This window comes from Klebsiella sp. C360, from assembly GCF_048822415.1.
Taxonomy (GTDB): Bacteria; Pseudomonadota; Gammaproteobacteria; order Enterobacterales; family Enterobacteriaceae; genus Klebsiella; species Klebsiella quasipneumoniae.
Genome location: NZ_JBMEZZ010000004.1, coordinates 466,462 through 489,875 on the forward strand (window position 1 = coordinate 466,462; position 23,414 = coordinate 489,875).

The window sequence follows — 23,414 nt, forward strand, 5'->3', positions numbered from 1 at the left end:
ATTTGTTACTATGCTTAAACCTGCGTGAATCAACGCATTCACGTTTACCAACGGGAACGGGTTTATCCTCCGGGTATCCCCTAAGACAATGGAAGGTACTATCCATGAAACACCGCATCGCTCTGCTTCTGGCCCTGTCTTCACTTAGCGCCAGCGCCATAGCCGCCTCTCCCTGCCAGGAAAAAGAGCAGGATATTCAACGAGAGATCAGCTATGCCGAAAAGCATCACAATCAAAGTCGCATTGATGGGCTAAATACCGCGCTACGCCAGGTACGGGAGAACTGCAGCGACAGTAAACTCAAAGCCGATCATCAGCAAAAAATTGCCAAACAGCGGGAAGAGATCGCTGAACGTCAGCGCGATCTGCAGGAAGCCCGGAAGAAAGGCGATGCGGACAAAATCAACAAACGCCAGCATAAACTCAATGAAGCGCAACAGGAGTTGAAAACGCTGGAGTCTCGGGATTACTAATCGCTATTAACTTTCGCAATACGGACCACGCTACAGGAGAACGACATGGCTAAAGAGAATGTGACTGACGACCTTCGTGCAGAACTGAAAACGCTGGCGGACACCCTGGAGGAAGTACTGAATTCCTCGGCGGACAAGTCGAAAGAAGAGATGGGTAAACTGCGCAGTAAAGCCGAGAGCGCGCTGAAAGAGAGCCGCGCCCGTCTGGGTGAGACCAGCGAAGCGATTCTGCGTCAAACTCGTGAGACCGCCGCGCGAGCGGATGATTATGTTCGCGAAAATCCGTGGACAGGGGTCGGGATTGGCGCCGCCGTCGGGCTGGTGCTGGGTGTCCTGCTGTCGCGTCGCTGATTATGGCGAATACTCAACACACGCAGGGGCCGGGTCAGCGCGTCTTCTCCATTGGCCAGCGTATCGTTACGCTGCTGGTCGAAATGGTGGAAACACGGCTGCGCCTGGTCGTCGTGGAGCTGGAGGAGGAGAAAGCCAACCTCTTCCAGCTGCTGATCATGACCGGACTGACGCTGCTGTTTGCCGCGTTTGGCCTCATGAGTCTGCTGGTGCTGGTTATCTGGGCCGTTGACGCTCAGTACCGCCTGCACGTCATGATCGCCACCACCGTCGTGCTGCTTCTCGCCGCCGCGATTGTCGGTATCCTTACCTTACGTAAGGCGCGACGCTCCACGCTGCTGCGCCTGACGCGAAGAGAGCTGGAGAACGACCGTGCCCTTCTGGAGGAAGATAAACCATGAATGGCCGACAGGAGCGTGAACGGCAAAAGGCGCAGCTGCTGCGCCAGATCCAGCAGCAACGGCTGGAGCTGAGCGCCTGTCGCCGCCACTGGCTGGAAGCGACTGCGCCCTTAGACCGCGGCTGGCATACGCTGCTTAGTTTACGTTCGTGGCTGATGGTGGGCAGCGGTCTGATGGCCGTGTGGTCCGTCCGACACCCGCATTTTTTAATGCGCTGGACCAAACGCGGACTGGGTTTATGGAGTACCTGGCGGCTGGTCCGCGGGATCCTGCGCCAGTCGGCAGTCCGTTAGCCGCCCGGAGCGCGGGCGCTTTTCCCGGCGCCCCGCTCTGCCACTTCCTCGCCCGATACGCAACGCCGTGCGTAAAAACTTGCCCCCTGGCCGCCATCCGCGGTCAGCCAGACTTCTGATCCCACGCCATTCCGCCCGGCCAGGCCTTTACCAGCTCCGGTCGTGACCTATCGCGTTGAGGCATTTTTCGCCCCCTCTTACCGATTACTCAGAAACTTTGAACTAGATCTACAGTTTTCCTTGCTAACAATTCCCTCTCCGCCTCGCTACTATCCTCTCCATCGACAGCAACACCGCGTAACTACGCGGGATTGCCCTAAAAAACAAAACCGCCGCCCTTTGGGTTTTCTGGAGTAAGAAATGAAAAAATTAGAAGATGTTGGTGTACTGGTAGCGCGCATTCTGATGCCGATTCTGTTTATCACTGCAGGATGGGGCAAAATCACCGGTTATGCGGGAACCCAGCAGTATATGGAAGCCATGGGCGTACCGGGTGCGCTGCTGCCGCTGACCATTCTCCTTGAATTCGGCGGCGGACTGGCGATTCTGTTCGGTTTCCTGACCCGGACCACCGCGCTGTTCACCGCAGGCTTTACGCTGTTGACCGCGTTCCTGTTCCACAGCAACTTTGCGGAAGGCGTGAACTCCCTGATGTTCATGAAAAACCTGACCATCGCTGGCGGTTACCTGCTGCTGGCCATTACCGGACCGGGCGCCTTCAGTATCGACCGTGTACTGAATAAGAAATGGTAAGCGCACTATACTGAATGAATGAAAAAGCGAGGAGACCACTCCTCGCTTTTGCTATCTGAAGTCTGAAGGAGGAATAAAGATGGGACAATTAGTCGACGGCGTCTGGCAGGATACCTGGTATGACACAAAATCCACCGGTGGGCGTTTTAAGCGTTCCGTTTCCGCCTTCCGTAACTGGCTCACCGCCGATGGCGCGGCCGGCCCGAGTGGTGAAGGGGGATTTGCGGCGGAAAAAGATCGCTATCATCTGTACGTTTCTCTCGCCTGCCCGTGGGCGCATCGCACGTTAATTATGCGTAAGCTGAAAGGACTGGAGCCTTTTCTCCCTGTCTCCGTGGTCAATCCGCTGATGCTGGAAAACGGCTGGACTTTTGACGACAGCTTCCCGGAAGCCACCGGTGACACCCTTTATCAGCACGATTTTCTCTATCAGCTGTATCTGCACGCCGACCCGCACTACACCGGTCGCGTCACCGTCCCGGTACTATGGGATAAAAAACAGCAGACCATCGTCAGCAATGAGTCGGCAGAAATCATCCGTATGTTTAATACCGCCTTCGATGGCCTGGGCGCCAGAGCCGGGGATTACTACCCGCCGGCGCTGCGGGAAAAAATCGATGAACTGAACGGCTGGATATATGACAACGTCAATAACGGCGTGTATAAAGCCGGCTTTGCCACCAGTCAGCAGGCTTACGACGAAGCGGTGGATGCGGTGTTTACCTCGCTGGAGCGGCTGGAGCAGATCCTCGGTCAGCATCGTTACCTGACGGGCAATCAGCTGACGGAAGCGGATATTCGCCTGTGGACGACGCTGGTACGCTTCGACCCGGTGTATGTGACCCATTTTAAATGCGACAAACGACGCATCAGCGATTATCTCAATCTCTACGGTTTCCTGCGCGACATCTACCAGATGCCGGGTATCGCGGAGACGGTGAGCTTTCCGCATATTCGTCACCACTACTACCGCAGCCATAAAACCATTAACCCTACCGGCATCATCTCCATTGGGCCGCAGCAGGATCTCAGCGAACCACACGGTCGCGACCAGCGCTTCCGTTGATCCGTCGGGCGCCAGTGATGGCGCCCAATAATTCAGAAAACAGATATTTACCCACCATTCATTCACGTCTATTCTTATTGCGATCGCTTAAAAAACAAGTGATTGACGGTTAATTGAGGCGTAGAAATGGACTGGTATCTCAAGGTATTAAAAAACTATATAGGATTTGGCGGCCGTGCGCGGCGCAAAGAGTACTGGATGTTTATTCTGGTCAACCTCATCCTGACCGGCGTATTGAGCATCATCGATAAAATGCTGGGCTGGCAGCGGGCGGGCGGCGAAGGCATTCTGACGACCATCTATGGCATACTGGTCTTTTTACCGTGGTGGGCGGTGCAGTTTCGGCGTCTGCACGACACCGACCGTTCGGCATGGTGGCTGCTGCTGCTGTTGATCCCGGTCATCGGCTGGCTGGTGATCCTGATCTTTAACTGCCAGCGCGGAACGGAAGGCAACAACCGATTCGGGCCCGATCCAAAACCCTTTTCCTACTGATCTTCCTGCTCCTCCCGCTAGCGGGAGGAGCGTCCTCGACTATCTGCCGGCAAACAGCTTAGGGATCTCACGCAGGCACCAGGACTTCGCTTCGCCCATGCTGTCCCGTCGCCAGGCCATGATAATGTCAATTTCATTGGTATATTCCGGACTGACCACCCGCAAGCGTCCTTCAGCAATATCCTTCTCCACCAGTGGATAGGGCATGGTCGCCACGCCTAATCCGGCCAGCAGCGCCTGACGCTTATCTTCAATGGTGCTCACCGTTAAGCGCGGCTGTTTATCCAGCAGCTGAACGGTGAGAACGGGCCGCTCGCGCGCGGTATCCGCCACCGCGACGCCACGGTATTTGACGCGGGTGACCTCGGAGAGCGGTTCAGGCTCCTGGTGGATCGGGTGGTCCGGCGCCGCGACGTACACGCTGAGCACCGAATAGAGTTTGCGCGAGTTAATCTCCGAGGAAGAACGAAAATGCATATCCGGCGCGACAACGATATCCGCCCGCCCCTGCTCCAGCCGCTCCCAGGCGCCGGCCAGCACCTCGGTGATAATCGACAGCTGGGTATTGGACTTGGTCGCCAGTTTCTCAATCAGCGGAAACAGTTCCGGCGTGGGCACCAGCGCTTCGGTGACGATCGTCAGGTGAGTTTCCCAGCCGCGAGACAGGGCTTCGGCATCGGTGGTGAGCTTGTCCGCCGCCTCGAGCAGCACGCGACCGCGCTCCAGCAACATACGCCCGACGTTGGTGAACTTTGTGCGATGACCCGAGCGGTCAAACAGCACCACGTCCAGCTCTTCCTCCAGTTTTTGCATGGTGTAGCTCAGGGCGGAAGGCACGCGTCCCAGTTCATCAGCCGCGGCAGCGAAGCTCCCGCGACGGTCGATCGCATCCATCACGCGTAACGCTTCCAGCGTTAATGCTCTCTCTTTAGCCATCGCTTTCTCATTCAGGAAATTTGAACATACCGGGCAGAATATCTGGCTAACAATACAGCGTCCATACCTTTACCATTGATTTAGTGTAAAGAGAGGTCAAGAACATGATTACTACCCGAACAGCCAAACAATGCGGACAAGCAGACTTCGGCTGGCTGCAGGCCCGCTACACCTTCTCCTTTGGCCACTACTTCGACCCAAAATTACTGGGCTTCGCGTCTTTACGCGTTCTCAATCAGGAAGTGCTGGCCCCCGGGGCCTCGTTCCAGGCCAGAACGTATCCCAAGGTCGATATCCTGAACCTGATTCTGGAAGGCGAAGCGGAGTATCGCGACAGCGACGGCAATCACCTGCAGGCCAGGGCCGGCGACGCGTTGATTATCGCCACTCAGCCTGGCGTGAGCTATAGCGAGCACAATCTGAGCAAAGAGCAGTCGTTAACGCGAATGCAGCTATGGCTCGATGCCTGCCCGCAGCGGGAAAACCCGCTGCAGCAGAAAATCGAGGTCGCCAACGCGCCGCTACAGCTGCTGGCCTCACCGGATGGGGGGAATAATAGCCTCCAGCTTCGCCAGCAGGCCTGGGTCTATCACATCGCGCTGGAAAAAGGGGAGCAGATCAACGTGCAATTGCATGGCCCGCGCGCCTACCTGCAGTCGATCCACGGCACCGTCCATGCCGTCGCGCAGGAACAACCCAAACAGGCTCTCACCTGTGGTGATGGGGCATTTATTCGTGACGAAGCTAACATTACCCTCGTCGCCGATACGCCGCTGCGCGCTTTGCTGATAGATTTACCGGTGTAACAACGGAAGGGATGGAGTCTGTCAGTGAGTAAGAAGAAAAACAGAAAAAAGGCGTCTCCGACGCCGCTAGCCCCGACGCCGCCGGAAACCGTCGGCGTCGTCAGCTTTGGTTATGATGAGATGCTTAGCGAACTGGAAGCCATCGTCGCCGAGGCGGAGATTCGCCTGCGGGATGAAGAAAGTCTCGCCTGAAGCTGCAGCATGGATTATTCGGCTATCGTTGATGGCCTGCCGCTAATACCGGCCCCGAAAGGGGCTGATGGCATTATTCACTCAGCGCGTCGGCAAGATCTTTTTTCACCTGGGTGCGCTGCTCCGGCGTCAGTACCTGATTCACATCAAAATAGTACTTCACGCGATAATAACGTACCTGTTGATCAATTTTACTGAATGCCGCCAGCTGATCCTTCACCGCTTTCTCATTCCATTTACCGGAATCAATCACGTTAATCAGCGCGCCATCTTTAATGTCTTGCTGTGAAATCTGCTCAACGTTTTTTTCCATTTGCTGATGCAGACTGTTAATTTTGCTCACCTGATCGGAAGTCAGTTTTAAGTGCTGAACGATAGGGTCCTTAGCGGGTGCTGGCGCAGTCACTTCCGCGGCCTGCGCCGCCAGCGAAAAACCTGCAACGGCGGCGGTCAATAATATAGCTCGTGATACTTTTGTCATTTTATTATCCTGTATAAGTGCGTCATGATAAGACGCACTATTATTCCCTGAACAATAATGGCGATGTGTAAAAAAGCATGAACATAATTGTAAAAGGGGTTGAATACATTCATAGATCAAATGATCTATAAGCTAAACATCCACATTGTTTATTTTTTTAGGTCCGATAACGACGAGGAGGTTAAATTAATATCCATCCGTTGCGCGGCGAGTGTGATCTGATGTTCATCGAGCGCTTCTTTAATCGCTTCAAGAAAATCAAAATAAGTCTCCCAATATTCGCTATTTTTCACCCAGACACGAACAGTGAAGTTAAGTGTGCCCGGCATCATTTCAAGCAGACGAACCGTAGTACCACGAGATTGATCGATTCGCTTTTCACTATCAATGATAGCCTGAATGACCTGCTTAACCTGCACAATTTTAGTCTCGCTGGCCACGCCGAGGGTCAGATCGATTCGCCGAAAAGGATGGCAGGAATAATTCACAATACTGTCGGCGATGACTTTACCATTAGGAATAATAACTTCTTTATTATCAACGGTTAGTAGCGTTGTTGAAAAAACATGTACGGACTGCACCATACCAGAAATCGCGCCGACCTGTACAAAATTTCCGGCCCGAAAAGGACGTAAAGTGACCAACAGAACACCAGCGGCAAAGTTAGAAAGCGAACCTTGCAGCGCCAGACCAATTGCCAGCCCTGCCGCGCCAATAACCGCGATGATGGAAGACGTCTCAATCCCTACCCGACCTAATGCGGCGATTATCGCAAAAGCCATCGTAATATAACGAACGAGCGCAGCAAAGAAATGAACGATTGTCGCATCGACGTTGCGTCGTAAGAGAATTTTCTCGAAGGCTTTAGCGAGGACTTTTGCAAGCATTCGCCCGACAAAAAGAATAATCAGCGCTGCCACGATATCCCAGGCAAACTGCATAATTGTTTCACCATGACCGATAAGCCAGGCTATTGCCGATTTGAGCTGCGGGAATAATACTACATTTTTCACGTCTATCACTCCTGTCTGGATAACCTATAAACCTGCTATCCATTAAGCTGAATGATGACCGCTGCAAATGAGGGAATAGAGACTAACGGATAGACAATAAAACATCGTAGCGTGACAGTATTAACGAATCCGGTGTTTAAAGCAGCCCAAAAACTGTTTAAAAGTGGATATTCTGCAAACCTGATTTACAACCGACTGAAATTAAAAATAAACACCTTCGTCGAGAGGTTTTATAGAGATAGTTGAAACTGACCGGTAAGCCGCTTTCTTTGGGTATAGCGTCGTGGACAGTCATTCATCTGCGTCACGGATTCAGATAGCAAAAACCCCGCCGAAGCGGGGTTTTGACATAAAGAGGTGAAACTGACCGATAAGCCGCTTTCTTTGGGTATAGCGTCGTGGACAGGCATTCATCCGCGTCACGGATTCACATAGCAAAAACCCCGCCGAAGCGGGGTTTTGACATAAAGCGGTGAAACTGACCGGTAAGCCGCTTTCTTTTGAGTATAGCGTCGTGGACAGTCATTCATCTGCGTCACGGATTCAGATAGCAAAAACCCCGCCGGAGCGGGGTTTTGACATAAAGCGGTGAAACTGACCGGTAAGCCGCTTTCTTTGGGTATAGCGTCGTGGACAGGCATTCATCCGCGTCACGGATTCAGATAGCAAAAAACCCCGCCGGAGCGGGGTTTTGACATAAAGCGGTGAAGCTGACCGATAAGCCGCTTTCTTTTGGGTATAGCGTCGTGGACAGTCATTCATCCTGTTGCCGGTATTCAGATAGCAAAAACCCCGCCGAAGCGGGGTTTTGACATAAAGAGGTGAAACTGACCGATAAGCCGCTTTCTTTTGGGTATAGCGTCGTGGACAGTCATTCATCCTGTTGCCGGTATTCAGATAGCAAAAACCCCGCCGAAGTGGGGTTTTGCGTAAAGCGGTGAAACTGACCGATAAGCCGCTTTCTTTTGGGTATAGCGTCGTGGACAGTCATTCATCCGCGTCACGGATTCAGATAGCAAAAACCCCGCCGGAGCGGGGTTTTGACATAAATAGGTGAAACTGACCGATAAGCCGCTTTCTTTTGGGTATAGCGTCGTGGACAGTCATTCATCTGCGTCACGGATTCAGATAGCAAAAACCCCGCCGGAGCGGGGTTTTGACATAAAGCGGTGAAACTGACCGGTAAGCCGCTTTCTTTTGGGTATAGCGTCGTGGACAGTCATTCATCCGCGTCACGGATTCAGATAGCAAAAACCCCGCCGAAGCGGAATTTTGCGTAAAGAGGTGAAACTGACCGATAAGCCGCTTTCTTTGGGTATAGCGTCGTGGACAATCATTCATCTGCGTCACGGATTCAGATAGCAAAAACCCCGCCGAAGCGGGGTTTTGACATAAAGAGGTGAAACTGACCGATAAGCCGGGTTCTGTCGTGGACAGTCATTCATCTAGGCCAGCAATCGCTCACTGGCTCAAGCAGCCTACCCGGGTTCAGTACGGGCCGTACCTTATGAACCCCTATTTGGCCTTGCTCCGGGTGGAGTTTACCGTGCCGCGGACTGTTACCAGCCGCGCGGTGCGCTCTTACCGCACCCTTTCACCCTTACCTGATCCCGCTTGCGCGGGCCATCGGCGGTTTGCTCTCTGTTGCACTGGTCGTGGGCTGTGACACCCCCCAGGCGTTACCTGGCACCTTGCCCTATGGAGCCCGGACTTTCCTCCCCTCCGCCCGTCTCCCCCCGAAAGAGGACGACGACGAAGCGGCGACTGTCTGGTCAGCTTCGGCGCGCAGTATAGTGGGTTTACCGCCCGTTGTCATCCCTCTGTCGTCATCCCGCCCTGCAGGGCGGCAACGCTATTGCGCGACGCACGAGAAATATTGTCCTACGCGCGCGAAACGCCGCTTCCTGCGTCGCAACCGAGGTAAACACGCGGAAGACGACGCCGATACCGCGTCCAGGCTCGCCCCGCCGTGGCAGTCTGATGCTGTTGCGCCAGGCATAACCACCGGGCCGCGCAGAGCTCTTCTTGTTAGCGAGTCACTTCCACTTTCGCCAGCTTTTCGTAGTAACAAGCCAGCGCGCTATGGTCAGCGGTGCCCAGACCGTCCGCACGCAGCGCCTGCATCATCTCCATTACCGCCGCCGTCAGCGGCAACTGAGCGCCCACGCCGTGGGAGGTATCCAGCGCATTGGCCAGATCTTTAATATGCAGATCGATCCGGAAGCCCGGCTTGAAGTTACGATCCATCACCATCGGCGCTTTGGCATCCAGCACGGTACTCCCCGCCAGACCACCGCGGATCGCCTGATAAACCAGATCCGGATTGACGCCGGCTTTGGTGGCCAGAGTCAGCGCTTCGGACATGGCCGCGATGTTCAGGGCGACAATCACCTGATTGGCCAGTTTGGTCACATTGCCCGCGCCGATGTCGCCGGTATGCACCACGGAGCCAGCCATCGCTTTCATCAGCTCGTAATATTTGTCGAAGATCGCCTTGTCGCCGCCGACCATTACCGACAGGGTGCCGTCGATCGCTTTTGGTTCGCCGCCGCTTACTGGCGCGTCCAGCATATCAATGCCTTTAGCCTTCAGCGCTTCGCTGATTTCCCGGCTGGCCAGCGGCGCAATAGAGCTCATGTCGATCACCACGGTGCCCGGTTTCGCGCCTTCAATAATGCCGTTCTCCCCCAGCGCCACCTCTTTGACATGCGGCGAGTTCGGCAGCATGGTGATGATCACGTCGCACTGCTCGGCAATCGCCTTCGGCGTGGTCGCGGTCTCTGCGCCCGCGGCAATCACGTCGGCAATCGCTTCCGGGTTACGGTCAGACACCACCAGCGAGTAACCCGCCTTCAGCAAATTTTTGCTCATCGGCTTGCCCATAATGCCAAGACCGATAAAACCCACTTTGATTGTCATATTGTTCTCTCTCTCTTCATCCTGGTGACTATTTTTTAAAGGCATCAGCAAGTTTCTGGGTTGCGGAACGGAAGACGCCCAGATCGCTGCCGACGGCGACAAAAGAGGCGCCCCACTCCAGGTAGCGCCGCGCATCGGCCTCCACCGGCGCCAGAATGCCGCTTGGCTTACCGTGCTTCTTCGCGCTGGCGAAGATATGCTGGATGGCGCGCTGCACCTCAGGATGGGCGGCATTGCCCAGATGACCTAGCGCGGCGGCCAGGTCGCTCGGGCCGACGAACAGGCCGTCGACACCTTCGGTCGCGGCAATCGCCTCGACGTTGTCCACCCCGATCTGGCTCTCAATCTGTACCAGAACGGAAATATTCTTATTGGACTGGGCGAAGTAGTCCGGCACGGTGCCGAACATATTGCCGCGATGGGAAACGGAAACCCCGCGGATCCCTTCCGGCGGATAGCGGGTAGAAGCCACCGCCTGCGCCGCCTGTTCAGCCGTCTCGACAAACGGCACCAGGAAGTTATAGAAGCCGATATCCAGCATGCGCTTAATAATGATGGGCTCGTTGGTCGGCACGCGAACCACCTGAGCGCTGGAACTGCCTTTCAGCGCCATAAGCTGCGGGATAAGCGTGGTGACGTCGTTCGGCGCGTGTTCCGCGTCCAGTACCAGCCAGTCGAAACCCGCCAGACCCAACACCTCGGTGCTAATCGGATTGGCCAGCGCGCACCAGCAGCCAATCTGCACCTGATGAGCCGCCAGCGCGGCCTTAAATTTGTTCGGGAAAATTGCGTTATCCATGATTTTTACCTTGCGTTAACCGTTGCTAACTTCTGCAATTCATTCGTTATAACACCAGCCCGGCGAGAGAGCCCCATTAGGCTGGAAAAGCGTATCGCCTGACCCCAAATATTATCCGCAGAGTAAACCGGCGAATGGGTGTCCTTTTTTATTCCCTGACCTTGAGTCCGGAAAATGTAAGCCCATCGCAAATTAACCATTTTTTATTATTCATTAGGTCACGGCTAAATTATTAACCCGCGATTCAAAGGCCAACCATGCAGATATCGGACGTCACAAAAACACGACTCAGTATAGTCAGCGCCAACTCGCCAGACACTATGCATAAACACAATATAAATACATTTTTAAAAGCTTAAGTTGGGCAATCGCCTTAAGCCATGGGCGCTAATCCACACTTCTTACGATTGCCCGCCCACCGCACGCGTCCATGGCGATAAGGAGTGATTTAGATCACATCTTCATGCCGACACACCTGACATTCTTTATTTCATTATTCTGCTCTACCGCGCCAGAATGACCATTTAATTATATTTTTAGCACCTGTTTGGAGATAACTGGACAATGGCCGATATTTCAATTCGACAACCATCGCCGACCGCGTTTTATATAAAAGTTGACCCAACAGATAATGTGGCGATTATTGTCAACGATCGGGGATTGACCGCCGGAACGCGTTTCCCGGACGGCCTGACGCTCATCGAGCACATCCCACAGGGGCATAAAGTCGCCCTGGCGGATATCCCTGCCCGCGGTGAAATTATCCGTTACGGAGAAGTGATTGGCTTCGCGGTGCGCGACATCCCCCAGGGAAGCTGGATTGACGAGTCGTTAGTGGAGTTGCCTACCGCCCCGCCGTTGAACACCCTGCCGCTGGCCACCAAAGTGCCCGCCCCGCTACCGCCGCTGGAAGGCTACACCTTCGAAGGCTACCGCAATGCCGACGGCAGCGTGGGCACCAAAAATCTGCTGGGTATCACCACCAGCGTGCACTGCGTTGCGGGCGTGGTCGATTACGTGGTGAAACTCATTGAACGCGACCTGCTGCCGAACTATCCCAACGTCGACGGCGTGGTGGGTCTGAATCATCTCTATGGCTGCGGCGTAGCGATTAATGCGCCAGCGGCGGTGGTGCCGATTCGCACCATCCACAATATCGCCCTTAACCCGAACTTCGGCGGCGAGGTGATGGTCATTGGCCTTGGCTGTGAAAAGCTGCAGCCCGAACGCCTGTTGCAGGGGACCGAAGATGTCAAAAGCATCCCGGTGGACAGCGCCAGCATCGTCAGCCTGCAGGATGAAAAGCACGTGGGCTTTAAATCGATGGTCGATGACATTCTGCAGGTCGCCGAGCGCCATCTGACGAAACTCAACCAGCGTCAGCGGGAAACCTGCCCGGCCTCTGAGCTGGTGGTGGGTATGCAGTGCGGCGGCAGCGACGCTTTCTCCGGCGTGACCGCCAACCCGGCGGTGGGTTACGCCTCCGATCTGCTGGTGCGCTGCGGCGCGACGGTGATGTTCTCAGAGGTGACCGAAGTCCGCGACGCTATCCATCTGCTGACCCCGCGGGCAATCAACGAAGAGGTGGGTCAACGCCTGCTGGAAGAGATGGCCTGGTACGATAACTATCTCGACATGGGCAAAACCGACCGCAGCGCCAACCCCTCCCCCGGCAACAAGAAAGGCGGCCTGGCCAACGTGGTGGAAAAAGCGCTGGGGTCGATTGCCAAATCAGGCAAAAGCGCCATCGTTGAGGTGCTTTCCCCTGGGCAGCGCCCGACCAAACGCGGCCTGATTTACGCTGCCACCCCCGCCAGCGATTTTGTCTGCGGCACCCAGCAGGTGGCCTCTGGCATCACGGTGCAGGTATTCACCACCGGCCGCGGCACGCCTTACGGACTGATGGCGGTACCGGTGATAAAAATGGCGACCCGTACCGAGCTGGCTAACCGCTGGTATGACTTAATGGACATTAACGCCGGCACCATCGCCACCGGCGAAGAGACGATTGAGGATGTGGGGCTGAAGCTGTTCGAATTCATTCTCGACGTCGCCAGCGGACGCAAGAAAACCTTCTCTGATCAATGGGGTCTGCATAACCAGCTGGCGGTGTTTAACCCGGCGCCGGTGACCTGATCGAGAGCGTAAGGGTTTAACCACGTTAAGCCCGGATTTATCCGGGCTGGTTGGTTAGGGGTGCTGTGCGGCAAGGAAGGCGGGCTGCACTTTTCTTCCGACATTTCTTCCGACATTTCTTCCGACATGTCGGATGACGCTCAAGCCGCCCTTCACACTCTCAAGGGCGGCTTGCCAGGCTTTCACTGGTTTTACAGGATCACTCCCCCTGCTGCTCCAGGGCATACTTATACAGCGCATTCTTCTTCACACCGTGGATCTCCGCAGCCAGCGCAGCGGCTTTCTTCAGCGGCAGCTCCGCCTGCAGCAGCGCCAGGGTACGCAGCGCCGCCGCCGGCAGCGCCTCTTCCTGCGCCTTAAAGCCTTCGACGATCAGCACCATCTCGCCTTTGCGACGGTTTTCGTCTTCCCTGACCCACGCCACCAGCTCGCCAATCGGCGCCCCGTGGATCGATTCCCAGGTTTTGGTTAGCTCGCGGGCCAGCACCACGTAGCGGGATTCTCCCAGTACCGCGCAGATATCTTCCAGACTCTCCACCAGCCGGTGGGTCGACTCGTAGAAGATGAGGGTGCGCTGCTCTTCTTCCAGCGCTTTCAGGGTATCGCGACGGCCTTTCGATTTCGCCGGCAGGAAGCCTTCATAGCAGAAACGATCGGAGGGCAAACCGGCGGCGCTGAGGGCGGCGATGGCCGCGCAGGGTCCCGGCAGCGGTACGACGCGAATATTCGCTTCACGACAGGTGCGCACCAGATGGTAGCCTGGGTCGTTAATCAGCGGCGTGCCGGCATCGGAGACCAGCGCGATGTTTTGCCCTTCTTTCAGTTTAGCGAGAAGTGTTTCCGCCTTTTGCTGCTCGTTATGGTCATGAAGCGCAAACAAGCGGGCGTTAATCGCAAAATGCTGCAGCAGCAAACCGGTGTGGCGGGTATCCTCCGCAGCAATTAAATCAACGGCTTGCAACACTTCCAGTGCGCGCTGCGTGATATCAGACAGATTTCCTATCGGAGTGGGCACAATATAGAGCTGCCCCTGAGAATTATCCGCTGATTCGTGTTGTTTCATTGTCTCGTCCGTATTGCCGATTTAATATTGAGCATTGAGCCAAAAAAATATCACTGGACACTTATGGTACCGTCAACATTTCTTCGTTCTAAGCCCGCGCGCTGTCTGCCCGTATTGCTGGCTACTCTTCTTTTTGCTGGCTGCGGCACCCACACGCAGGATCAAAGTACGGCGTTTATGCAGGGTACGTCGCAGGCCAACTCCAGTTTCTACTTGCAGCAGATGCAGCAAAGCACGAATGATAGCAAGACCAACTGGCAATTACTCGCCATTCGTGCACTGCTGCAGGAAGGAAAGAAGCAGCAGGCCATCGACCTGTTTAACCAGCTGCCGTCGAACCTGGACAGCACCCAGGCCCGTGAACAGTCACTGCTGGCGATAGAAGTGAAGCTGGCGCAGAACGACTATCAGGGGGCCCGTACGCTGTTGGCTAAGCTTGACCCGGCAAGCCTGGAGCAGCCTCAGCAGGCGCGCTACTGGCAGGCGCAAATCGATGCCAGCCAGGGTAAACCATCGGTTACGCTGCTGCGCGCCTTAATCGCCCAGCAGCCGCTGCTGAGCGATGCCAAACAGCGCCAGCAAAATATTGACGCGACCTGGCAAGCGCTGACCGCGATGACCCAGGATCAGGCCAATGCGCTGGTGATCAATGCCGATGAAAATACCCTCCAGGGCTGGCTGGATCTGCAGCGGATGTGGTTTGACAACCGCAACGATCCCACGCTGCTGAAAGCCGGCGTCAAAGACTGGCAGACGCGCTACCCGCAAAACCCGGGCGCCAAAATGCTGCCGACGGCGCTGGTGAACATGCAAAACTATAAGCCCGCCTCCATCAACAAGATTGCGCTTTTCCTGCCGCTGAACGGCCAGGCGTCGATCTTCGGCCGTACCATCCAGCAGGGCTTCGAAGCCGCCAAAAACGGCGCGCCGTCGGTGACGGGCAGCGCGGTTCCCGCTCAGGTCGCCCAGGCCGCGAACGCGTCCGGTAATGATGACGTGGTAAGCCCGTCGCAGGCGGAAATTAGCGATCTTACGGCTACCGGAAGTCGCGCTGAACCGGTGCAGGCCCCGGCGCAAACCCAGGCAACGCCAGCCGCGGAACCGGCCGCTCAGGCCCCGGCAGCGGTCGCCGCGCCGCAGACCACCGCCTCTCCGGCCACCCAGCCGGTCACTGCCCCGGCCGCACAGCCGCAGCCAGTGGTCGCCACCGCCGCCAACCCCTCGGCAGAACTGAAAATTTACGATACCACCAGCCAGCCGATCGGCCAGCTGCTTGCTCAGGCTCAGCAGGACGGCGCCACCCTCGTCGTCGGACCGCTGCTGAAAGAGAACGTCGAAGATGTTATCAAGAGCAATACGCCGCTCAACGTGCTGGCGCTCAACCAGCCGGAGAAGGTCGAAGGCCGCGCTAATATCTGCTATTTCGCGCTGTCGCCGGAAGACGAAGCGCGTGACGCCGCCCGACATATCCATCAACAGGGCAAACAGACGCCGTTGCTGCTGGTTCCGCGCGGCGCGCTGGGCGATCGTGTGGTCAGCGCGTTTGCCGACGAGTGGCTGAAGCTGGGCGGCGCCAGCGTTCTGCAGCAGCGTTTTGGCTCCACGGCGGAGCTGCGCGCCGGCGTTAACGGCGGAGGGGGCATTGCGCTGAGCGGCACCCCGGTATCCACCCTGCCATCAGCGCAGAACAGCGTCCTCGGCAGTGCGGATGAGATGCCGGTTAGCAGCGGCGGCAGCGTCGACGCGGCCTACATCCTCGCCACCCCGGAACAGATTGGCTATATCAAACCCATGATCGCGATGCGCAACGGCAGCCAGAGCAATGTCACCCTGTACGCCAGCTCGCGCAGCGCGCAGGGCACCGCAGGTCCGGATTTCCGTCTGGAGATGGAAGGCCTGCAGTATAGCGAAATCCCGATGCTGGCTGGCAGCAACCCGGCGCTGATGCAGCAGGCGCTGTCTGCGGTGCGCAATGACTACTCGCTGGCGCGTCTGTATGCGATGGGCGCTGACGCCTGGTCGCTGGCAAACCACTTCACGCAAATGCGCCAGACGCCGGGCTTCGAGCTGAACGGGAATACCGGCGATCTGACGGCGACTCAGGACTGCGTGATTAACAGGAAACTGTCATGGCTCAAGTACCAGCAGGGACAAATCGTCCCGGCCAGCTAAGCAAACAGACCGGCGATGCATGGGAACACCGTGCTCGCCGCTGGCTGGAAGGCCAGGGCCTGCGTTTTATCGCCGCCAACGCCCGCGAGCGTGGCGGCGAAATTGACCTCATCATGCGCGACGGCGCCGTCACCGTCTTTGTCGAGGTGCGCTACCGCCGCAGCGCCCTGTACGGTGACGCGGCGGCCAGCGTCACCCCGCAAAAACAGCAACGCCTCCTTAAAGCCGCCCGTTTGTGGCTCTGCCGACAGAATGGGAGCTTTGAGACTGTGGATTGCCGTTTCGATGTGGTAGCCTTCACCGGAAACGACATCCAATGGCTAAAAAACGCCTTTGGCGAATAGCGTAATACCAGAAGTAAGGGATCCCGTGCTCGACAGAATCAAAGCCTGCTTTACCGAAAGCATTCAAACCCAAATTGCCGCAGCAGAAGCACTCCCGGACGCCATCTCCCGGGCGGCGATGACGCTCGTGCAGTCCCTGCTCAACGGCAACAAAATCCTCTGTTGTGGTAATGGCACTTCCGCCGCCAACGCACAGCATTTTGCTGCCAGCATGATTAATCGTTTTGAAACGGAACGCCCTGGTTTACCCGCCATTGCACTAAACACCGATAATGTGGTCTTAACTGCCATCGCTAACGATCGCCTGCATGACGAGATTTACGCCAAGCAGGTGCGCGCCCTGGGACACGCCGGCGATGTGCTGCTGGCAATCTCCACGCGCGGTAACAGCCGGGACATCGTCAAGGCAGTGGAAGCCGCCGTGACCCGCGACATGACCATCGTCGCGTTGACCGGCTATGACGGCGGTGAGCTGGCGGGCCTGTTAGGTCAGCAGGATGTCGAAATTCGCATCCCCTCACACCGCAGCGCGCGTATCCAGGAGATGCATATGCTGACCGTCAACTGTCTGTGCGATTTGATAGATAACACTCTTTTTCCACACCAGGACGATTAAGGAGAACACATGAAGGCTCTCTCGCCCCTCGCCATCCTGCTTTCTGCACTACTGCTGCAGGGCTGCGTTGCCGCCGCGGTAGTCGGAACGGCAGCAGTCGGCACTAAAGCCGCAACGGACCCGCGTACGGTGGGAACCCAGGTCGATGACAGCACCCTGGAACTGCGCGTCAATAGCGCCTTGTCGAAAGATGAACAGATTAAGAAACAGGCCCGCATCAACGTTACCGCTTATCAGGGCAAAGTCCTGCTGACCGGTCAGTCGCCGACGCCGGACCTCTCAGCCCGCGCCAAGCAAATCGCCATGGGCGTGGAAGGAACCACGGAAGTGTTTAACGAAGTGCGCCAGGGCCAGCCGATTGGTTTAGGCACCGCCTCTTCTGATACCTGGATTACCACCAAGGTGCGTTCGCAGCTGCTGGGCACCGATCAGGTCAAATCCTCGAACGTGAAGGTGACCACGGAAAACAGCGAAGTCTTCCTGATGGGGCTGGTGACCGACCGTGAAGGCCGCGCGGCGGCGGATATTGCCAGCCGGGTGAGCGGCGTGTCCCGGGTGACTACCGCCTTTACCTACATCAAATAAAGCTGCAGTTTCCCGGCTGGCGCTACGCTTAGCCGGGCTGCAGTCCCCTGTTCGTTATGTGCCGGGTTAGGCGTAGCGCCGCCCGGCACACCATCCGGCTATCCGTACGTTTACAGCACACTACACCAGCGCCAGCGCACCGACAATCGCGCCGCACAGCGCCACCAGCCCGCCGGTCAGCCACAGCGCTTTGGCCGGGAAGGCTTTGCGCAGCATAATCAGCGACGGCACGCTCACCGCCGGCAACGTAATCAGCAGCGCCAGCGCCGGTGCGACGCCCATCCCTGCCAGCATCATCGTCTGGACAATCGGAATTTCCGCCGCAGTAGGGATCACAAACAGGCAGCCGGCGATCGCCATCGCGATGACCCAGAACAAGGTATTATCCACCACGCCATCGGCGTGCGGGAACAGCCAGACGCGCGCCGCCCCCAGCACCAGTACCGCGAGGATATAAACCGGGATGGTGTTCCAGAACAACGTCCACAGCGCCCGCAGCCAGCGGCTAAAGAAACCGCCCTGGGCCGCTTCCGGTTGCGCTTCAGGCACCACGGCAGGCTGCGTCGCCGCCTCTTTTACCCATTTTTGCACCAGCGTTGCGACAATCAGCACCGTCGCCAGGCCCGCCACCAGGCGAACCAGCGCAAACTGCCAGCCCAGAACAAAGCCCATAAACACCAATGTCGCCGGGTTGAGCAGCGGATTGCCCATCCAGAACGCCAGCGCCCCGCCCATCGACACCTGCTGTTTGCGCATCCCGGCCGCGACCGGCGCGGCGCAGCAGGTGCACATCATGCCTGGCAGCGAGAAAATCGCCCCCAGCAGCGTCCCCTGAAAACGCGATTGCCCCAAGGTGCGCAGCAGCCAGTCGCGCGGGATCAGCACCTGAATCAGCGACCCGAGCAGCACGCCGAGCACCGCCGCTTTCCAGACGGCAAGGAAGTAAACCATCGCGTAGTCCCACGCCGCCTTTAACGGATTAGCGTCGGCCTGGGCGAGAATGGATTTACCGATACTGTGGGTTTCCGCCGCGGTGAAGGCTTTCCCGTAGTACGGCTGCCATTTGACGAACCACAGGCCGACAATCACGACGAGAAAGAAAAGCGCGGGTTTCCACCATTGAAATGGTGACGCCGCCTGAGATGAAGACTGACCAGCCATAGCATTCCCCAGCAAGAAATGTGGATATGAATTGAAGCCGTGAATACTACGCCGGAAGCCTGCGTTTGCAAACCGCTATTCCGCCTGCCGCGCGGCGCGCTCCCGCAGCTCGGACGATGACAGAATTTGCACCCCTTCGTGAGTGGGCGACAGCGCCTCCTCCAGCAGGGCAATCGCCACGTCGCGGGCCGCAATGGATTTCCAGTTCCCCGGTAAGAGTCGGAACAGCGGTTCGAGGAAGGTCTCATTGGCCCGTTTTTTTTCCCGCTCGCCTGACAGCATCGACGGCCGGGCAATGGTCAGCCGCGGCCATCCCTGCTCGATCAGCGCCGCCTCCATTTCCCCCTTCACCCGATTGTAGAAAAACGGCGAGTGGGCGTTAGCGCCCATCGCGCTGACCACCAGCATATGCTGAGCGCCTAGCCGTTTGCCGGTCAGCGCCGTATCAACAACCAGCGTAAAGTCGGCATGGACAAAGGCCTCTTTACTTCCCGCTTCCCGGCGCGTCGTTCCCAGACAGCAGAAGACGATATCGACCGGGTCGACCACCTGCGCCAGGGCATCGGTCAGCTGCGGATCGTACGGATTAAACACGCCTTCCGCCGGCGCCAGTGGGCGACGCGTCGGGGCAGCGATGGTGCTGATGCGGGGTTCATTCTGCAGCAGCCGGAGTAAGTGACCGCCAACTAACCCGGTCGCGCCGGTCAATAATACCTGACTCATTGATTCTCCTTTACGGAATTCTCTGCCTTGCACTTTCGCGCTCATGTTCCAGGCTTAATACCTTACAAGGTAAGTATCCACCATCATCATGGAATTACCTCATTGACCATCCAGACAGCGGAGGAAGCATGAGTAAAAAGATAGCCGTGCTCATTACCGACGACTTTGAAGATTCTGAATTTACCTCTCCCGCCGAGGCGTTTAAGCTCGCCGGGCATCAGGTCGTGACGATCGAAAAGCAGGCTGGCAAGACGGTGAAGGGTAAACAGGGAGAAGCAGAGGTCGCCATCGATCGGGCCATTGATGACGTCACACCGGGTGAATTTGATGCCTTGTTGCTGCCAGGGGGCTATTCCCCGGACCAGCTGCGCGGGGATGAACGCTTTGTCACCTTTACGCGCGATTTTGTCAACGGCGGGAAGCCGGTCTTCGCCATCTGCCACGGCCCGCAGCTGCTGATCAGCGCCGATGTGATCCGCGGGCGTAAGCTCACGGCGGTAAAACCGATCGTGGTGGATGTGAAAAACGCCGGGGGCGAGTTTTACGACCAGGAGGTGGTGGTCGATAACGAACAGCTGGTCACCAGCAGAACGCCGGACGATCTGCCGGCCTTCAATCGCGAAGCGCTACGCCTGCTCGGCGCCGGCATCGCGCCGCCAGTGTAGCTTTTTCCCGAACCCCAGCGTGTTGTCGGTAAACTTGATTTCGTCCGGACGAATCTCCCAGACCGGCGCCGACAGCATGCGGGCCACCGGGAAGCGCTTGACGTAGCGCTGGCGCATTCGCGCCTCTTCGTCGCCGCGCAGACGACGGATCTCGCCCTGGAACTGCACGCCGCGGATCAGGGCCACGGTCTTGGGCTGACCGTTGACCGTCCCGGCCACCTTCGCCCGCTCGCCGGTCATCTGGCCGTGGCGGGTGTGCTCCTCGCTGAGCAGATAAAAGGCCACGGTATCCGGGTCATAGACGTAAAAGGCATTCGCACACCACAGCTCGTCGTCACGGGAGACGCACCAGGTGACGACGTGCTGTTTACTCAGCCAGCGGCCAATGGCGGCAAGCGTATCCATCTTTCTTCTCCGTTATGCTATGGTGCATACACCTTACCATAGTGACTTTGTGACCGTGTGCTGGTTTCTGTATCTCATTCGAACCGCGGATAATCGCCTCTATACCGGCATCACCACCGATGTGCCGCGCCGCTTTCGCCAGCATCAGGCAGGGAAAGGCGCGAAGGCGTTGCGCGGCAAAGGCGACCTGCGACTGGCCTTTAGTCATGAAGTTGGTGAACACTCACTTGCTTTGCGGCTGGAATACCGCATTAAGCAGCTAACGAAGCGCGAAAAAGAGCGCCTCGTTGCCGGAGAGGATACCGTTGAAACCTTGCTGGCAAGGCTTAAAAACGATTAAAGTGGTCGCTGTATTCGACCTGGCCGTGGACACCTTCGAGGGCGTCATCCGCCAGGCGATGCACCTGGAACGCCTCCGCGCTGTCCGGCCAGCGGCAGCGGAGATCGAAGCGCGCGGCCGGTTCAAAACCAAAGCGACGGTATAACGCCGGGTCGCCCAGCGTCACCACCGCGGCATAGCCAAACTCATTCAGCGAATCCAGCCCTTCATAGACCAGCTGCCGGCCAATGCCCTGTCCACGATAGCGTTCATCCACCGCCAGCGGCGCCAGGCCGACCCACTGCAGCTCTTCACCTTCCACCGCAACCGGGCTGAAGGCAACGTAGCCGATCACCTGGCCTTCATCATCCGTCGCCACTACCCCCAGCGTGATCAGTCCATCTTCACGCAGATCGTGCACCAGCTGCGCTTCGGCATCGCGGCCGAAGGTACGACGCAGCAGCGCGTCGATTCCCGGTGCATCAATCCCAATTTCCACTCGAATCAGCATGCCTCACCTACCGATGTCTGTTCAGGTTTCTGCGGGCTCTTCAGTCCAGCTTCGACAAAATCCGCCAGTTGCAGCAACATCACGCGCAGCGCTTTGGGCATCTGCTCGAGCTCAATGGCGTCCATCAAATTTTTTACATACAGCCCCAGCTCCGTATCGCCTTCAATAACCAGACGACGCTGGAAGAATAGCGTATCCGGATCCTGCTTGCGCGCGGCGATCATTAACAGATCGCTGGCGTCGGCGCTGAAGCTGACGTCGGCGTCGGCCTGCTGGCTGACCACCAGGCGACCATCGACTACCGAGGTATACCACAGCAGACCGATGTCACGCACATGAATACTTAACCAGCGCCCCTCGAGAAACTCCAGCTCACCCTCCGCCAGCGCCTGGCGAAACTGCCAGCTAAGCACCTGCTCCAGCACCTGGCGCTTGAGGGCAAAAGGCGCCAGCTTAACCGGCACGCTCATTAAAGACGGGCCAAAGTGGACCAGCCGGGAACGCAGTTTATCCAACACAAGCTTTACTCCATGAATGCAATTGTGCCGCTATTGTGCCATATCACATAAACAACATAGCGGCGTAAATCAACAAAAACGCGATGACGGCAGCCAGTTATTGGCGCCGCCAATACACTTTTAACTGCCTCAAATCAAAAATTGTCACCAGAAGGTTAACTAAAATCCCTGCTCGTTAACCATTCAGCGTCCCTGACGGGCCGCATTTTTCAGGAAAAATTATGGAGCTGCTCTGCCCAGCCGGTAACCTTCCGGCGCTTAAGGCGGCCATCGAAAACGGCGCCGATGCCGTCTATATCGGGCTGAAAGATGACACCAACGCCCGCCACTTTGCCGGCCTTAATTTCACCGAAAAGAAACTGCAGGAAGCCGTCAGCTTTGTGCATCAGCACCGTCGTAAGCTGCATATCGCCATCAACACCTTCGCCCACCCCGACGGCTACGCCCGCTGGCAGCGCGCGGTGGATATGGCGGCTCAGCTGGGCGCCAATGCGCTCATTCTGGCCGATATCGCCATGCTGGAGTACGCCGCGGAGCGCTATCCGCATATAGAACGCCATGTGTCGGTACAGGCTTCCGCCACCAATGAAGAGGCCATTCGCTTCTATCATCGCAACTTCGACGTGGCGCGCGTCGTACTGCCGCGGGTGTTATCTATTCACCAGGTGAAACAGCTGGCCCGCGCCACGCCGGTGCCGCTGGAGGTCTTCGCCTTCGGCAGCCTGTGCATCATGGCGGAAGGCCGCTGCTATCTCTCTTCCTACCTGACCGGCGAATCGCCCAACACCGTCGGCGCCTGTTCGCCTGCGCGCTTCGTTCGCTGGCAGCAAACCCCGCAGGGGCTGGAATCGCGTCTCAATGAGGTGCTGATTGACCGCTATCAGGATGGGGAAAACGCGGGCTACCCAACGTTGTGTAAAGGCCGCTACCTGGTCGATGGCGAGCGCTATCACGCGCTGGAGGAGCCCACCAGCCTCAACACTCTGGAACTGTTGCCGGAGCTGATGGCCGCCAATATCGCCTCAGTGAAAATCGAAGGCCGTCAGCGCAGCCCAGCCTACGTCACCCAGGTGGCGAAAGTCTGGCGCCAGGCGATCGATCGCTGCAAAGCCGATCCGCAGAATTTCGTGCCGCAATCCGCATGGATGGAAACCCTTGGCTCCATGTCCGAAGGGACACAAACCACCCTTGGCGCCTATCACCGTAAATGGCAGTGAG

General features: G+C 57.1%; 28 protein-coding genes and 1 other RNA gene. 17 read left to right on the plus strand and 12 right to left on the minus strand.

The window, feature by feature from the left end; genetic code table 11:
- Nucleotides 1-104 precede the first annotated feature (104 nt).
- The 7 genes from ACOI7D_RS14195 (at nucleotide 105) to ACOI7D_RS14225 (ending at nucleotide 3,832) form a co-directional block, all read left to right on the plus strand.
- A complete protein-coding gene (locus ACOI7D_RS14195) occupies nucleotides 105-473 on the plus strand; it encodes a DUF1090 domain-containing protein (protein WP_004206124.1) in 369 nt (122 codons plus the stop codon).
- 45 nt (nucleotides 474-518) lie between these two features.
- Nucleotides 519-824 (plus strand): DUF883 family protein, encoded by a 306-nt coding sequence (locus ACOI7D_RS14200; protein WP_002917916.1) that lies wholly within the window; start codon nucleotides 519-521, stop codon nucleotides 822-824.
- A 2-nt stretch (nucleotides 825-826) separates the two neighbouring features.
- Entirely contained in the window at nucleotides 827-1,225 is a 399-nt protein-coding gene (locus ACOI7D_RS14205) for a phage holin family protein (protein WP_023291093.1), read from the plus strand.
- A complete protein-coding gene (locus ACOI7D_RS14210; protein WP_023291094.1) occupies nucleotides 1,222-1,518 on the plus strand; it encodes a YqjK-like family protein in 297 nt (98 codons plus the stop codon). The genes ACOI7D_RS14205 and ACOI7D_RS14210 overlap by 4 nt, the downstream gene beginning before the upstream one ends.
- Nucleotides 1,519-1,878: 360 nt before the next feature.
- On the plus strand, nucleotides 1,879-2,271 hold the full coding sequence (locus tag ACOI7D_RS14215; RefSeq protein ID WP_002917920.1) for a DoxX family protein: 393 nt from the start codon (nucleotides 1,879-1,881) through the stop codon (nucleotides 2,269-2,271).
- Between the two features lie 79 nt (nucleotides 2,272-2,350).
- Nucleotides 2,351-3,337 (plus strand): glutathione S-transferase family protein, encoded by a 987-nt coding sequence (locus ACOI7D_RS14220; protein ID WP_023291095.1) that lies wholly within the window; start codon nucleotides 2,351-2,353, stop codon nucleotides 3,335-3,337.
- 126 nt (nucleotides 3,338-3,463) lie between these two features.
- On the plus strand, nucleotides 3,464-3,832 hold the full coding sequence (locus ACOI7D_RS14225) for a DUF805 domain-containing protein (RefSeq protein ID WP_017900662.1): 369 nt from the start codon (nucleotides 3,464-3,466) through the stop codon (nucleotides 3,830-3,832).
- Nucleotides 3,833-3,871: 39 nt separating this feature from the next.
- Here ACOI7D_RS14225 and ACOI7D_RS14230 read toward each other — a convergent pair whose 3' ends face one another.
- A complete protein-coding gene (locus tag ACOI7D_RS14230) occupies nucleotides 3,872-4,768 on the minus strand; it encodes a LysR family transcriptional regulator (protein WP_109546885.1) in 897 nt (298 codons plus the stop codon).
- Nucleotides 4,769-4,872: 104 nt separating this feature from the next.
- Between ACOI7D_RS14230 and ACOI7D_RS14235 the strand changes: the two genes are divergently transcribed.
- Both ACOI7D_RS14235 and ACOI7D_RS14240 read left to right on the plus strand, forming a co-directional pair.
- A complete protein-coding gene (locus tag ACOI7D_RS14235; RefSeq protein ID WP_023291096.1) occupies nucleotides 4,873-5,574 on the plus strand; it encodes a pirin family protein in 702 nt (233 codons plus the stop codon).
- Nucleotides 5,575-5,598: 24 nt separating this feature from the next.
- A complete protein-coding gene (locus ACOI7D_RS14240) occupies nucleotides 5,599-5,766 on the plus strand; it encodes a hypothetical protein (protein ID WP_004206134.1) in 168 nt (55 codons plus the stop codon).
- A gap of 73 nt (nucleotides 5,767-5,839) precedes the next feature.
- Here the strand turns inward: ACOI7D_RS14240 and ACOI7D_RS14245 are convergent, their stop codons facing one another.
- From ACOI7D_RS14245 to garL, 5 genes are all read right to left on the minus strand, one after another.
- Nucleotides 5,840-6,247 carry a Spy/CpxP family protein refolding chaperone gene (locus tag ACOI7D_RS14245; RefSeq protein ID WP_032454162.1) on the minus strand — a complete coding sequence of 136 codons (408 nt, stop codon included), beginning with the start codon at nucleotides 6,245-6,247 and terminating at the stop codon, nucleotides 5,840-5,842.
- A gap of 149 nt (nucleotides 6,248-6,396) precedes the next feature.
- Nucleotides 6,397-7,260 (minus strand): mechanosensitive ion channel domain-containing protein, encoded by an 864-nt coding sequence (locus ACOI7D_RS14250; RefSeq protein ID WP_109546884.1) that lies wholly within the window; start codon nucleotides 7,258-7,260, stop codon nucleotides 6,397-6,399.
- A 1,397-nt stretch (nucleotides 7,261-8,657) separates the two neighbouring features.
- Nucleotides 8,658-9,040, minus strand: an RNA gene (gene rnpB, locus ACOI7D_RS14255) — RNase P RNA component class A.
- 248 nt (nucleotides 9,041-9,288) lie between these two features.
- Nucleotides 9,289-10,179, minus strand: a complete 891-nt coding sequence (garR, locus tag ACOI7D_RS14260; protein WP_032454164.1) for a 2-hydroxy-3-oxopropionate reductase — start codon at nucleotides 10,177-10,179, stop codon at nucleotides 9,289-9,291.
- Between the two features lie 28 nt (nucleotides 10,180-10,207).
- Complete coding sequence (gene garL / locus ACOI7D_RS14265; protein WP_049014794.1) at nucleotides 10,208-10,978, minus strand: 2-dehydro-3-deoxyglucarate aldolase; 771 nt, start codon at nucleotides 10,976-10,978, stop codon at nucleotides 10,208-10,210.
- A 564-nt stretch (nucleotides 10,979-11,542) separates the two neighbouring features.
- On the opposite strand from garL, the gene garD reads away from it, so the two are divergent.
- On the plus strand, nucleotides 11,543-13,114 hold the full coding sequence (gene garD / locus ACOI7D_RS14270; RefSeq protein ID WP_048298401.1) for a galactarate dehydratase: 1,572 nt from the start codon (nucleotides 11,543-11,545) through the stop codon (nucleotides 13,112-13,114).
- A 199-nt stretch (nucleotides 13,115-13,313) separates the two neighbouring features.
- On the opposite strand, the gene rsmI is transcribed toward garD, so the two are convergent.
- A complete protein-coding gene (gene rsmI, locus ACOI7D_RS14275) occupies nucleotides 13,314-14,177 on the minus strand; it encodes a 16S rRNA (cytidine(1402)-2'-O)-methyltransferase (protein WP_109546881.1) in 864 nt (287 codons plus the stop codon).
- Nucleotides 14,178-14,240: 63 nt separating this feature from the next.
- Here rsmI and ACOI7D_RS14280 point away from each other — a divergent pair, with 63 nt between their 5' ends.
- From ACOI7D_RS14280 to dolP, 4 genes are read left to right on the plus strand one after another with little or no spacing between them, the layout of a single operon-like run.
- Nucleotides 14,241-16,349: a penicillin-binding protein activator gene (locus ACOI7D_RS14280; protein WP_048298403.1), complete on the plus strand. Its 2,109-nt coding sequence runs from the start codon at nucleotides 14,241-14,243 to the stop codon at nucleotides 16,347-16,349.
- The gene (locus ACOI7D_RS14285; RefSeq protein WP_023291104.1) at nucleotides 16,307-16,693 is read left to right on the plus strand and encodes a YraN family protein; all 387 of its coding nucleotides are present in this window, start codon (nucleotides 16,307-16,309) and stop codon (nucleotides 16,691-16,693) included. The genes ACOI7D_RS14280 and ACOI7D_RS14285 overlap by 43 nt, the downstream gene beginning before the upstream one ends.
- A gap of 25 nt (nucleotides 16,694-16,718) precedes the next feature.
- Complete coding sequence (diaA, locus tag ACOI7D_RS14290; protein ID WP_002918211.1) at nucleotides 16,719-17,309, plus strand: DnaA initiator-associating protein DiaA; 591 nt, start codon at nucleotides 16,719-16,721, stop codon at nucleotides 17,307-17,309.
- Nucleotides 17,310-17,318: 9 nt separating this feature from the next.
- Nucleotides 17,319-17,894, plus strand: coding sequence for a division/outer membrane stress-associated lipid-binding lipoprotein (dolP, locus tag ACOI7D_RS14295; protein WP_023291105.1), 576 nt, complete (start codon nucleotides 17,319-17,321; stop codon nucleotides 17,892-17,894).
- Nucleotides 17,895-18,014: 120 nt separating this feature from the next.
- Here the strand turns inward: dolP and ACOI7D_RS14300 are convergent, their stop codons facing one another.
- Together ACOI7D_RS14300 and ACOI7D_RS14305 are read right to left on the minus strand one after the other, a co-directional pair.
- Nucleotides 18,015-19,055, minus strand: coding sequence for a permease (locus ACOI7D_RS14300; protein ID WP_023291106.1), 1,041 nt, complete (start codon nucleotides 19,053-19,055; stop codon nucleotides 18,015-18,017).
- Between the two features lie 75 nt (nucleotides 19,056-19,130).
- Nucleotides 19,131-19,778, minus strand: a complete 648-nt coding sequence (locus tag ACOI7D_RS14305; protein WP_023291107.1) for an NAD(P)H-binding protein — start codon at nucleotides 19,776-19,778, stop codon at nucleotides 19,131-19,133.
- Between the two features lie 128 nt (nucleotides 19,779-19,906).
- On the opposite strand from ACOI7D_RS14305, the gene ACOI7D_RS14310 reads away from it, so the two are divergent.
- Entirely contained in the window at nucleotides 19,907-20,443 is a 537-nt protein-coding gene (locus ACOI7D_RS14310; RefSeq protein WP_004206160.1) for a type 1 glutamine amidotransferase domain-containing protein, read from the plus strand.
- On the opposite strand, the gene ACOI7D_RS14315 is transcribed toward ACOI7D_RS14310, so the two are convergent.
- Nucleotides 20,405-20,848 carry a YhbP family protein gene (locus ACOI7D_RS14315; protein ID WP_023291108.1) on the minus strand — a complete coding sequence of 148 codons (444 nt, stop codon included), beginning with the start codon at nucleotides 20,846-20,848 and terminating at the stop codon, nucleotides 20,405-20,407. The two genes, ACOI7D_RS14310 and ACOI7D_RS14315, sit on opposite strands and share 39 nt — an antisense overlap.
- A 49-nt stretch (nucleotides 20,849-20,897) precedes the next feature.
- Here ACOI7D_RS14315 and ACOI7D_RS14320 point away from each other — a divergent pair, with 49 nt between their 5' ends.
- Nucleotides 20,898-21,188, plus strand: coding sequence for a GIY-YIG nuclease family protein (locus ACOI7D_RS14320; protein WP_032429219.1), 291 nt, complete (start codon nucleotides 20,898-20,900; stop codon nucleotides 21,186-21,188).
- Here ACOI7D_RS14320 and ACOI7D_RS14325 read toward each other — a convergent pair.
- Both ACOI7D_RS14325 and ubiT read right to left on the minus strand, forming a co-directional pair.
- Nucleotides 21,175-21,678 (minus strand): GNAT family N-acetyltransferase, encoded by a 504-nt coding sequence (locus ACOI7D_RS14325; protein ID WP_023291110.1) that lies wholly within the window; start codon nucleotides 21,676-21,678, stop codon nucleotides 21,175-21,177. The two genes, ACOI7D_RS14320 and ACOI7D_RS14325, sit on opposite strands and share 14 nt — an antisense overlap.
- Nucleotides 21,672-22,196 carry a ubiquinone anaerobic biosynthesis accessory factor UbiT gene (gene ubiT / locus ACOI7D_RS14330; RefSeq protein WP_002918231.1) on the minus strand — a complete coding sequence of 175 codons (525 nt, stop codon included), beginning with the start codon at nucleotides 22,194-22,196 and terminating at the stop codon, nucleotides 21,672-21,674. Before ubiT ends, ACOI7D_RS14325 begins: the two co-directional genes overlap by 7 nt.
- Nucleotides 22,197-22,417: 221 nt before the next feature.
- Here ubiT and ubiU point away from each other — a divergent pair, with 221 nt between their 5' ends.
- Nucleotides 22,418-23,413, plus strand: a complete 996-nt coding sequence (ubiU, locus tag ACOI7D_RS14335; protein WP_109546880.1) for a ubiquinone anaerobic biosynthesis protein UbiU — start codon at nucleotides 22,418-22,420, stop codon at nucleotides 23,411-23,413.
- The last annotated feature ends 1 nt before the right edge of the window (nucleotide 23,414 follow it).